11 protein-coding genes are annotated in these 11,026 nt (G+C 72.9%); 3 read left to right on the top strand and 8 right to left on the bottom strand.

Annotated elements, in window-relative coordinates:
• Positions 1 to 165: 165 nt before the first annotated feature.
• A complete protein-coding gene (locus OG252_RS33430) occupies positions 166 to 696 on the bottom strand; it encodes a hypothetical protein (RefSeq protein ID WP_329340795.1) in 531 nt (176 codons plus the stop codon).
• A gap of 81 nt (positions 697 to 777) precedes the next feature.
• Between OG252_RS33430 and OG252_RS33425 the strand changes: the two genes are divergently transcribed.
• Positions 778 to 1,176, top strand: a complete 399-nt coding sequence (locus OG252_RS33425) for a hypothetical protein (RefSeq protein ID WP_329340793.1) — start codon at positions 778 to 780, stop codon at positions 1,174 to 1,176.
• Here OG252_RS33425 and OG252_RS33420 read toward each other — a convergent pair.
• The 5 genes from OG252_RS33420 to hrcA all read right to left on the bottom strand — a co-directional run bounded on the left by OG252_RS33420 (position 1,118) and on the right by hrcA (position 5,831).
• Entirely contained in the window at positions 1,118 to 1,513 is a 396-nt protein-coding gene (locus OG252_RS33420) for a VOC family protein (protein ID WP_329340792.1), read from the bottom strand. The two genes, OG252_RS33425 and OG252_RS33420, sit on opposite strands and share 59 nt — an antisense overlap.
• A gap of 23 nt (positions 1,514 to 1,536) precedes the next feature.
• Positions 1,537 to 2,277 carry a 16S rRNA (uracil(1498)-N(3))-methyltransferase gene (locus tag OG252_RS33415; RefSeq protein ID WP_266439656.1) on the bottom strand — a complete coding sequence of 247 codons (741 nt, stop codon included), beginning with the start codon at positions 2,275 to 2,277 and terminating at the stop codon, positions 1,537 to 1,539.
• On the bottom strand, positions 2,274 to 3,347 hold the full coding sequence (locus OG252_RS33410) for a nitronate monooxygenase (protein WP_329340790.1): 1,074 nt from the start codon (positions 3,345 to 3,347) through the stop codon (positions 2,274 to 2,276). Before OG252_RS33410 ends, OG252_RS33415 begins: the two co-directional genes overlap by 4 nt.
• Positions 3,348 to 3,674: 327 nt before the next feature.
• Positions 3,675 to 4,814 carry a molecular chaperone DnaJ gene (dnaJ, locus tag OG252_RS33405; protein WP_266439653.1) on the bottom strand — a complete coding sequence of 380 codons (1,140 nt, stop codon included), beginning with the start codon at positions 4,812 to 4,814 and terminating at the stop codon, positions 3,675 to 3,677.
• Positions 4,815 to 5,831 (bottom strand): heat-inducible transcriptional repressor HrcA, encoded by a 1,017-nt coding sequence (gene hrcA / locus OG252_RS33400; protein WP_266439652.1) that lies wholly within the window; start codon positions 5,829 to 5,831, stop codon positions 4,815 to 4,817.
• A gap of 161 nt (positions 5,832 to 5,992) precedes the next feature.
• On the opposite strand from hrcA, the gene OG252_RS33395 reads away from it, so the two are divergent.
• Both OG252_RS33395 and OG252_RS33390 read left to right on the top strand, forming a co-directional pair.
• The gene (locus tag OG252_RS33395) at positions 5,993 to 6,724 is read left to right on the top strand and encodes an MBL fold metallo-hydrolase (protein WP_329340787.1); all 732 of its coding nucleotides are present in this window, start codon (positions 5,993 to 5,995) and stop codon (positions 6,722 to 6,724) included.
• Positions 6,725 to 6,755: 31 nt separating this feature from the next.
• Positions 6,756 to 7,562 (top strand): DUF3097 domain-containing protein, encoded by an 807-nt coding sequence (locus OG252_RS33390; RefSeq protein ID WP_266439648.1) that lies wholly within the window; start codon positions 6,756 to 6,758, stop codon positions 7,560 to 7,562.
• 210 nt (positions 7,563 to 7,772) lie between these two features.
• Here OG252_RS33390 and hemW read toward each other — a convergent pair whose 3' ends face one another.
• Together hemW and OG252_RS33380 are read right to left on the bottom strand one after the other, a co-directional pair.
• Positions 7,773 to 9,005 (bottom strand): radical SAM family heme chaperone HemW, encoded by a 1,233-nt coding sequence (hemW, locus tag OG252_RS33385; protein WP_329340784.1) that lies wholly within the window; start codon positions 9,003 to 9,005, stop codon positions 7,773 to 7,775.
• A gap of 27 nt (positions 9,006 to 9,032) precedes the next feature.
• The gene (locus tag OG252_RS33380) at positions 9,033 to 10,976 is read right to left on the bottom strand and encodes an ATP-binding SpoIIE family protein phosphatase (protein WP_266439645.1); all 1,944 of its coding nucleotides are present in this window, start codon (positions 10,974 to 10,976) and stop codon (positions 9,033 to 9,035) included.
• Positions 10,977 to 11,026 lie beyond the last annotated feature (50 nt).

Here is an 11,026-nt window from a genome sequence, read left to right as displayed (position 1 = left end):
ATCGGACCACGGACACGATCCGTGTCGCTGCCCCGGGGTCGAGTACGCCGGGGACCAGTGCGCCCAAGACCGTTCGGGGCGTGCGGCTGAGCAGACTCACTCCTGCTCAGTCCACAGGGACGGTTTGAAGCAGGTTTGGATCACGCGACCGCCCCGGACGGCGGCTCACTTGCCGTCCGGCCAGCACTGGGGCGCCTTCTGGCAGTAGACGGTCTTGGTGACGGTCACCGTGACCGTCGGCCCCGGCTGGTCGGGGTTGTTGACGGGCGGGGTGGTCCGCGCGTTGCAGTTCCCCAGCCCCTCCACGTGGAACCACTCCTTGCCGTCGATCTTCGCGGTGAGGTCCCCGCGCACACACGCACCGCTGACCGCGCGGGTGACCTTGCCGGTGACGGTGATGTCCTTGCCGTCGTCGGTCTCGCCCTCGCAGTCGACCTCGGCGACGGCGTTCTCGGTGGCCGTGGGCGTCGAGCCGCTGTCGCCGTACGAGGCCGTGCAGTTGAGCCAGCGCACATCCGCGTTCTGCCGCTCCAGCTCGTCCGTCACGGTCTGGTCGGTCGTGTACGCCACGGTCGCGGAGTTCAGTCCGCTCGGATCGCAGGCGACCGTCCCGCCCACGGCGAGCACGCCCAGCACCACCGCAGCCGCCACCCGCCGCCCGCGCGGCCGACGCCGAATCCTCCTCAACGCCCCCATGCGCGGCAGCCTGCCACCGTCCCGGCCGTCGCGGTAGAGCGCATATGGCCACCCCGCGCGCCCCACCTCTACCGTGGACGGATGCGCAAGCAACACAGCCCGCGAAGGCTCGTCGTGGACGAGCGGACCGTCTACCTGTGGACCGTCCGCCACCGGCACGGCGACGGCGAGCCCTGCCGCGAGACCCTCAGCCTGAACCGCGACGGCATCCGCACCCGGATCGTCTTCCGGTCCGGCGAGGGACGCGACGCCGGCGGCGGCTACCCCGGCCACTCGGGCGGCGTGAGCGACGCCCACGGCCACTACGCCAACCTGAACGAACCCGGCGTCGTACGCGCCCTGGTCGACGAGGCGTCGAGGCGCGGACTGCTGTCCGGCGGCGGCGAGTTGGACGGCTGGGACCTGCTGCCGGCCGTGGCCGTCAGCCGCGCAGCAGCAGCCACTCCTGAAGCTCCACCAGGTTGCCCTCCGGGTCCTTGAGGTGCGCGACCCGCATCCGGTCGGTCATCGCGGCCGGTCCGTACAGCAGGGTCGCCCCGCGAGCGGTGACCTGCGCGCAGTATGCGTCCAGGTCATCGACGCGCAGCACCACCAGGGAGCGGTGGCCGGTGGCCCCGTCGCCCAGCTCGTCGCCGAGGACCGCGGACATCATGTCCCGGTCCTGGAGGGCGATTCCCGCGGAGCCGACGGCCGGGCTGAACTTCTCGTACGGCCCCTCGGTCGCCCCCGACTGCGGCTTCAGGCCGAGGACGTCGGCGTAGAAGCGGTAACAGGCGGCGAAGTCGCCGACGAGCAGGCGTACCTGGGCGAGTTCCATGAACCGTTCTCCCGAGGGCAGAGTCAGGACCAGCGGCCGGAGCGGCCGAGGAGCAGGGCGGTCGCGGCGGTCCCGGCGGTCGACGTGCGCAGCACGGTCGGCCCGAGCCGGTACGCCTTCGCGCCCGCCTCCTCGAAGAGCGCCAACTCCTCGGGGGAGACCCCGCCTTCGGGGCCGACGACGAGCACGATCTCGCCCTCGGCGGGCAGTTCGGCGGTGGCCAGGGTCTCCGCGCCGCTCTCGTGCAGGACGGCGGCGAAGTCGGCTTTGGCGAGAAGTGCCGCAACCTGCTTGCTCGTCGCTGCGTCCGCGACCTCGGGGAAGCGGACCCGGCGGGACTGCTTGCCGGCCTCGCGGGCGGTGGCCCGCCACTTACCGAGCGCCTTCAGACCGCGGTCGCCCTTCCACTGCGTGATGCAACGGGAGGCCGCCCAGGGCACGATCGCGTCGACGCCGGTCTCGGTCATCGTCTCGACGGCCAACTCGCCCCGGTCGCCCTTGGGAAGAGCCTGCACGACGGTGATGCGGGGGGACGGCGCAGGTTCCTCGGCGACGCCCGTCATGTGGACGATCAGCCGGTCCTTGCCCTCGGTGCCGACCACGTCGCACTCGGCCCAGCGCCCGGCACCGTCGGTGAGGACGAGGCTCTCCCCGGCCCGAAGCCGCTTGACCGAGACGGCGTGCCGCCCCTCGGGGCCGTCGAGAACGTACTGTCCGCCGCCGCCCGCGTCGAAGTGCTCGACGACGAACACCGGCGCCGTCACAGCGCCCCGCCTCGCGACAACGCTGTCCTGGCGGCGCCGAGTTCGGCCGCCAGCACCTCCACCAGCTGCCCGGCGGGCAGTTCGCGGGCCATCCGGAACCCCTGCCCAGCCCACAGCGCCATGCCCTGCGCGTCGCCCGCCTTGGCGGCCGCCTTGCGCAGCGGCGAGGTCAGGTGGTGGATCTCCGGGTAGGCCGCGGGGGCGTACGGGCCGTGCTCGCGCAGGAAGCGGTTGACCAGCCCGCGGGCCGGGCGGCCGGAGAAGGCGCGGGTCAACTCGGTACGCACGAAAAGGGGGTTGGTCAGTGCCTGCTTGTGCACGGCGCTCGCGCCGGACTCGGGGGTGGCGAGGAACGCCGTGCCGAGCTGGGCCGCGCTCGCGCCCGCGGCCAGCACGGCGGCGATCTGGCTGCCGCGCATGATGCCGCCGGCGGCGACGATCGGGATGGCCACGGTCTCGCGGACCTGCGCGATCAGGGAGAGCAGGCCTATCCCGGAGCCGTCGGTCTCCGGGATGTCACGGTGCGTGCCCTGATGGCCGCCCGCCTCCACGCCCTGCGCGATCACCGCGTCGGCACCCGCCCGCTCCACGGCGAGGGCCTCCTCCGCGGTGGTCGCGGTGACCAGGGTGAAGGTGCCGGCCCGGCGCAGCGACTCCAGGACGTCCGGGCTCGGCACACCGAAGTGGAACGACACCACCGGCACCGGGTTGTCGAGCAGCACCGCGAGCTTGGCCTCGTAGCCGTCGTCGCGGCCGCTCTCCGGGTCGCCGAGCTCGGTCTCGTACCAGGCGGCCTCGCCGGCCAGCTGGTGGGCGTACACGTCGACGGCGGCCGGGTCCGCGTACTCCGGCTGCGGCATGAAGAGGTTCGCGCCGAAGGGGCGGGCCGTGAGGCTCCGCAGCTGCTTGATCTCCTGATACAGGCCGTCGGCCGTCTTGTACCCGGCAGCGAGGAACCCCAGCCCGCCGGCCTCGGACACGGCCGCGGCGAGCGTCGGCACGGAGACGCCGCCCGCCATGGGGGCCTGCACGATCGGATAGGGGAAGAGATCGGTCAGTGCGGAGGACATGACGGCATGTTGTCACGTCCCCCGAACAAGTCCGAATCGAGCGTTCCCCTTGGCATACGCCAGCTGCAACCAGCCCGTCCGGCGCGCATCCAGCCCGTCCGGCGTTTGAGGACGAGGCCCTTCGGGCCGACAGGGGGGTCTGGGGGGCGCAGCCCCCCAGGGACGGGAAGGGTAGGGCGGCGGGGGCGAAAAATGCCGCCCGCAGCCACCCCGTCAGCGACCGTTGAACGCATCCTTCAACCGCGAGAACAACCCTTGCTGCCCCGGCTGACTGTGTCTGCCCGGGGGACAACCCCCGGACCCCCGGCAGCCCTCCCTCAGCGCGCGTCAGCGGCCATTGAAGGCGTCCTTCAACCGCGAGAACAACCCCTGCTGCCCCGGCTGGAACTGCCCCAGAGGCCGCTCCTCGCCCCTCAGCTTGGCCAGCTCACGCAGCAACCGCTCCTGCTCGGGATCCAGCTTGTTCGGGGTCTGGACCTCGACGTGGACGATGAGGTCGCCGCGCCCGCCGCCGCGCAGGTGCGTGACGCCACGGCCGTGCAGCGGGATCGACTGGCCGGACTGGGTGCCCGGGCGGATGTCGACCTCTTCCAGACCGTCGAGGGTCTCCAGCGGGACCTTGGTCCCGAGGGACGCCGCGGTCATCGGCAGCGTGACCGTGCAGTGCAGATCGTCGCCGCGCCGCTGGAACTGCGAGTGCGGCAGCTCGTGGATCTCGACGTACAGGTCACCGGCGGGACCGCCACCGGGCCCGACCTCGCCCTCGCCGGCGAGCTGGATGCGGGTGCCGTTGTCGACACCGGCGGGGATCTTGACGGTGAGGGTCCGGCGGGACCGTACCCGCCCGTCGCCGGCGCACTCCGGGCACGGCGTCGGGACCACCGTGCCGAAGCCCTGGCACTGCGGGCAGGGGCGCGAGGTCATGACCTGGCCCAGGAAGGACCGCGTCACCTGCGACACCTCACCGCGGCCGCGGCACATGTCACAGGTCTGCGCGGAGGTCCCCGGCGCCGCGCCCTCACCACTGCAGGTGGTGCAGACGATCGCCGTGTCGACCTGGATGTCCTTCGTGGTGCCGAAGGCCGCCTCGTCGAGCTCGACCTCCAGCCGGATCATCGCGTCCTGGCCGCGCCGGGTGCGCGAGCGCGGACCCCGCTGGGACGCCGTACCGAAGAAGGCGTCCATGATGTCCGAGAAGTTCCCGAAGCCGCCCGCGCCGAAGCCGCCCGCGCCACCGGCGCCGCCGGCCTGCGAGAGCGGGTCGCCGCCGAGGTCGTAGACCTGCTTCTTCTGCGGGTCCGACAGCACCTCGTAGGCGGCGTTGATCTCCTTGAACCGCTCTTGGGTCTTCGGATCGGGGTTGACGTCCGGATGCAGCTCGCGTGCGAGCCGCCGGAAGGCCTTCTTGATCTCTTCCTGCGACGCGTCGCGGCGCACGCCGAGAACGGCGTAGTAGTCCGTGGCCACTTACGACTCCGCCAGGATCTGTCCGACGTACCGTGCCACTGCGCGTACCGCTCCCATCGTTCCCGGGTAATCCATGCGGGTCGGTCCGACCACGCCGAGCTTGGCGACTGCCTCGCCGCCCGAACCGTAGCCGACCGACACCACCGAAGTGGAGTTGAGTCCCTCGTAGGCGTTCTCGTGACCGATGCGTACGGTCATGCCCGAATCCCCCGCCTCGCCAAGGAGCTTGAGAAGCACGACCTGCTCCTCCAAGGCTTCCAGAACGGGCCGGATGGTGAGGGGAAAGTCATGTCCGAAGCGGGTGAGATTGGCGGTGCCGCCGATCATCAGCCGCTCCTCGTTCTCCTCGACGAGCGTCTCCAGCAGAGTGGAGAGCACCGTCGAGACGGTGCCGCGGTCCTCGGTGTCGAAGCCCTCTGGCAGGTCCTCCACCAGCTGCGGCACATCGGCGAAGCGGCGACCTGCGATCCGGCTGTTGAGCCGTGCCCGCAGATCGGCCAGCGACGCCTCACCGAACGGCGCCGGGCAGTCGACCATCCGCTGCTCGACCCGCCCGGTGTCCGTGATCAGGACGAGCATCACGCGCGCGGGGGCCAGCGACAGCAGCTCGACGTGCCGCACCGTCGACCGCGTGAGCGACGGGTACTGCACGACGGCGACCTGCCGCGTCAGCTGCGCGAGCAGCCGTACGGTCCGCGCCACGACGTCGTCCAGATCGACGGCGCCGTCGAGGAAGTTCTGGATCGCGCGCCGCTCGGGCCCGGTCATCGGCTTGACGCCGGCCAGCTTGTCGACGAACAGCCGATAGCCCTTGTCGGTCGGGATCCGCCCCGCGCTGGTGTGCGGCTGGGCGATGAACCCCTCGTCCTCCAGGGCCGCCATGTCGTTACGCACGGTCGCCGGGGAGACACCGAGGTTGTGCCGCTCGGTGAGCGCCTTGGAGCCGACCGGCTCCTCGGTGCCGACGTAGTCCTGGACGATGGCGCGCAGCACCTGAAGCCTGCGTTCACTCAGCATCGCGCACACCTCCAGAAAGTCGACCCCTCGGCGCCCCGCCTGGCACTCGTCACTTCCGAGTGCCAACCCACCCCGGCCAGTGTACGGCTGTCGGGTACGCCCGGGGCAAGGCCGGGCCTGCGAGGTCGTGCCCGAGGAGGCTTCCCCGCTAGCGTCGCGGTATGACGGTGACTTGGGAAGAGCTGCGGTGGGAGCGGCTGGCCCCCGGGGTCGGCCGGTGCCGGCTTCCGGTCTGGGACTGCACGGTGGGGCTGGTCGTCGGGGCGGGCGCGGCCCTGCTGATCGACGCCGGGTCGAGCCTGGCGGAGGGGGTGCGGCTGCGGGCGCAGGCGGAGGAGCTCGCCGGCCACCGTGTGACCCATCTCGCGCTCACCCACCCCCACTTCGACCATGTCTTCGGGGCGGCGGCGTTCGCGGGGGCGGAGGTGTTCGGCGCGGTCGGCATCGACACGGTGTTCACCGCCCGGCACGGCCGCGAGGAGCTGCGCGCGGACGCGGTGGGCAACGGCCTCGACGCGCACCTGGCCGACGAGGCGGTCGACGCCCTGGCCCTGCCCCGCCATCACGTCTTTGGCGAGTGGACCCTCGACCTGGGCGGCGGCCGCCAGGTCCTGCTGGCGAACGTGGGACCGGCGCACACGGCCCACGACCTCGTGGTGCTCGTCCCCGGCTCGCCGGAGGTGGTCTTCTGCGGTGACCTCGTCGAGGAGTCGGGCGAACCCCAGGCGGGCCGGGACGCCGTACCGTCCCACTGGCCGGCCGCCCTGGACCGGCTGCTGGACCTGGGCGGCGAGGACGCGCTGTACGTGCCCGGTCACGGAGCGGTGGTGGACGCGGCGTTCGTACGGGCGCAACGGGACGCCCTGGCGGACCGCTTCGGCGTGTCGCTGTGACCGCCGCCGAGCTCCTCCTATCGTCATCCGAATGCGCCAGTACACTCCGGACCTGACCCCGCCGTGGAAGAAGCCCAAGCCGGCCCCAGAGGTCCCGGCCGAGCCCGGCCTGGTGGTCGAGGAGCCGGGGACGGGCTTCTGCGGTGCGGTGATCCGCTGCGAGGCGGGCACGGTCACCCTGGAGGACCGCTTCGGCAAGCACCGCGTGTTCCCCCTGGAGCCGCGCGGCTTCCTCCTGGAGGGCCGGGTGGTGACCCTCGTACGCCCCACCGGCCAGGCTCCGGTACGCCCCGCCCGCACCGCCTCCGGTTCGGTCGCCGTCCCCGGCGCCCGCGCGCGCGTGGCCCGCGCCGGGCGCATCTACGTCGAGGGCCGGCACGACGCCGAGCTGGTCGAGAAGGTGTGGGGCGACGACCTGCGCATCGAGGGCGTGGTCGTGGAGTACCTGGAGGGCGTCGACGACCTCCCGTCCATCGTCGAGGACTTCGCGCCGGGGCCGGATGCCCGGCTGGGGGTCCTGGTGGACCACTTGGTCCCGGGCAGCAAGGAGTCCCGTATCGCGGCGGCGGTGACCAGCGAGCACGCCCTCGTCGTCGGCCACCCGTACATCGACATCTGGGAGGCGGTGAAGCCGTCGGCCGTCGGAATCGAGGCGTGGCCCCGCGTCCCGCACGGCCAGGACTGGAAGACGGGCGTGTGCCGGGCACTGGGCTGGCCGGAAAACACGGGCGCGGTATGGCAGGCGATCCTGAAGCGGGTGGGCTCCTACCGGGACCTGGAGCCGGAGCTCCTGGGCCGAGTGGAGGAACTGATCGACTTCGTGACGGCCCCGGAGTAGGGCTACGCGCCAGGGTTTTCGCCCCCGCCGCCCCTACCCGTCCCGTCCCTGGGGGCTGCCGCCCCCAGACCCCCGCCTTCGGCCCGAAGGGCCTCGTCCTCAAACGCCGGACGGGCTGAAAATCAGCCCCTCCGGCGTTTGAGGAGCGGGGTCTGGGGCGGAGCCCCAGAAGGATGGGACGGGTAGGGGCGGCGGGGGCGAAAAAACCCCTCAGTCCACCAGGTCCCTCACCACCGCGTCCGCCAGCAACCGCCCCCGCAGGGTCAGCACCGCACGCCCCTCCTCGTACGGCCCCTCCTGGAGCAGCCCGTCCGACAGGGCCCGGCGTGAGGCCGCGAGCCCCTCCTCCCGCAGCAGCGACAGCGGCACCCCCTCCCGCAGCCGCAGCTCCAGCAGAATCCGCTCCACCCGGCGGTCCTCCTCCGACAGGAGTTCCCGACCGGCGCCCGGGGAGCGCCCCGCCGCCAGCGCCGCCGCATACGCCCCCGGATGCTTCACGTTCCACCAGCGCACACCCCCCACGTGGCTGTGCGCCCCCGGCCCCGCACCCCACCAGTCGGCACCACGCCAGTACAGCTCGTTGTGCAGGCAGCGCCCCGCGTCCGAAGTCGCCCAGTTCGACACCTCGTACCAGTCGTACCCGGCCCTCGAGAGCATCTCCTCGGCGATCAGATACCGGTCCGCGTGCACGTCGTCGTCGGTCATCGGAACCTCGCCCCGCCGGATCCGACGAGCCAGCTGCGTGCCCTCCTCGACGATCAGCGCGTACGCCGACACATGGTCCGGCCCGGCACCGAGCGCGGCTTCCAGGGAGGCCCGCCAGTCGTCGTCCGACTCCCCGGGCGTGCCGTAGATCAGGTCGAGGTTGACGTGCGAGAACCCCGCCGCACGCGCCTCCGCCACGCACGCCTGGGGCCGGCCCGGCGTATGCGTCCGGTCCAGCACGCGCAGCACGTGCTGCTTGGCGCTCTGCATGCCGAAGGAGACCCGGTTGAAGCCGCCCTGGCGAAGCGTCGCCAGGTAGCTCGGATCCACCGACTCCGGGTTCGCCTCCGTCGTCACCTCCGCGTCCGCCGCGAGCCCGAACTCGTCGCGGATCGCCCCCAGCATCCGTACGAGGTCCCCCGCGGCCAGCAGCGTGGGCGTACCGCCGCCGACGAAGACCGTGCGGACCTCGCGGGGGTCGTCGCCGAGGACCTTGCGGGCCAGGCGGATCTCGTCGATCAGGGTGTCCGCGTAGTTGTCGCGGGAGGCGAGGACGCCGCCGGTGCCGCGCAGCTCGGTCGCCGTGTAGGTGTTGAAGTCGCAGTAGCCGCAGCGGGTCGCGCAGTACGGGACGTGCAGGTAGAACCCGAGGGGGCGGTCGGCCGCCCCGGCGAGCGCGGGCGCGGGCAGGGCGCCGTCGTCGGGGACGGGCTCGCCGTCGGGGAGTGCGGAAGGCATGCCCCCCATTGTCCCGTACCCACGCCGTTACTCGGCCTGCAGTACCAGCAGCGCCAGGTCGTCCTCCGGCGGCCGTACCCCGAACTCGTGCACCAGCCGTTTGATGCGCTCGGCGATCAGCTCCGCGTCCAGCCCCGCGCAGCCCGCGAGCGCGTCCGCCAGCCCGTCCTCGTCGTCGAACTGGCGCGAGCCGCTGCGCCGCTCGGTGACCCCGTCGGTCACGCACAGCAGGCTGTCGCCGGACCGCAGCTCGAAGGTCTCGCTGGTGTACGTGGCGTCCTCGACGACCCCGAGGAGGGTCTGCGGATGGGCGGCCGTACGGACCTCGCCGCCCGACCCGAGCAGCAGTGGCAGCGGATGCCCGGCGGAGGCGAGGGTGCAGCGCACCCCGCCGTCGAAGGGGGCCAGCTCGCCGTAGAGGAGGGAGAGGAAGCGGGTCTGCGGGCCGTCTCCGGGGGCCATCGGCCGGCCGCCCGCCGAGGCCAGCGAGCGGGCCGCCGCGTCCGCGGCCTCCGTCGCGTCGTCGAGGAGCAGCTGGTTGAGGCGGTCCAGGACGTCGGCGACGCGGTAGCCCTCGCGGGCCAGCAGCCGCAGCCAGGGCCGGGCGAGGCCGATGACGACGGCCGCCTCGGGCCCCTTGCCCTGGACGTCGCCGACGGCGAAGCACCAGCGGCCGTCGCCGGCCGGGAAGAGGTCGTAGAAGTCGCCGCTGGGGCCGCCCTTGTCGCACGGCTCGTAGACCAGGGCGCTGCGCATCCCGGGTATCTCGGCGACCGCCCCCGGCAGCAGTCCGCGCTGCAGTACGGCGCTGATGGTGGCCTGCCGGGCGTACTGGCGGGCGGCGCCGATGGCGAGCGCCACCCGGCGGCTGAGGTCCTCGACCAGGCCGGTGATCTCGTCCGGGAAGCACAGCACCCCGGACCGGCCGATGACCAGGGTGCCGAGCGGGCGGCCGCCGGCCGTCAGCCGGTAGGCGAGCGCGGCGCCGTGGGTGCCGCGCGGGCCCAGCGCGTCGCCGGGCCAGGGGAAGGCGGCGGGCCCGGGCCGTGCCGGGTCGGTCGGGCGCGGTGGCTCCTTCTCCAGGGCCTGGCGCAGGTCCTCGATGCGGTTCTCGCTGCTGTGCCACACCCGGGCGAGGCGCGGCCCGGTCCCGCCGGTGCCGTCGGCCGCCCAGCCGCCGCGGCCCGTCAGCTCGTCCTCCAGCCACACGGCACACCAGTCGGCCAGCCGCGGCACGATCAGCTGTCCGGCGAGCGCGGCCACCAGGTTCTCGTCGAGCTGCCCGGCGAGCAGGTCGGAGGCCTCGGCGAGGAAGGAGAGGGCGCCGCGATTGAGCCACTCCCGGTCCTGCTCGACGCGCTGCGGTTCCGGGGCGAGTATCTCGGCCACGCGCAGCGCGCGCTCCCCCACGTACGCCTCGCGCGCGTCGGCCGCCGACTCCCCCTGTGCGGGCAGCCGCGCCCACACCGTCTTGGCGCCCGTGCGGTAGGTGACGCCCCAGGATTCGGAGAGCGCGGCGACCAGCCGCAGGCCCCGCCCGTACTCCGAGGCCTCGTACGAGGCTTCGGCGGAGGCGTCGCGCGGGGCGCGCGAGGGATGGTGGTCCAGGACCTCGACGACCAGGGCGCCGGTCATCGGCTCCAGCCGGCAGGCCAGCTCGACCTCGGTGCCGGCGTGTACGACGGCGTTGGTGACCAGCTCACTGACGACGACCACCGCGTCGCCGGTCAGGCGGTCGGTGAGGTGTTCGGTGCCGGGCAGAGCGCGCTCGGCCCATTCGGCGAGCGCGTCGCGTAACACCGCGCGGGCGGTGCCCGGCGCGAGGGAACTGCCGGGCAGGGCGGCGTGCGCCTCGGCGCACGGAAGCACGTCGGCGGCTGGGTTCGCCTCGGTGCGCGGGGGCGCACACTCGTGCGCAGGCGCATCAGAGGCAAGGGAAACGGTCTCCCGTTGCGTCGGAATGGCCCCCATGTACAGCTCCCCGAGCGGTTCGGACGAATACGCCTCAGTCGATGCCGACA

Origin of the sequence: Streptomyces sp. NBC_01352, from assembly GCF_036237295.1 — a bacterium.
Lineage (GTDB): Bacteria > Actinomycetota > Actinomycetes > Streptomycetales > Streptomycetaceae > Streptomyces > Streptomyces plumbiresistens.
This window is presented reverse-complemented; position numbering and strand designations above follow the sequence as displayed.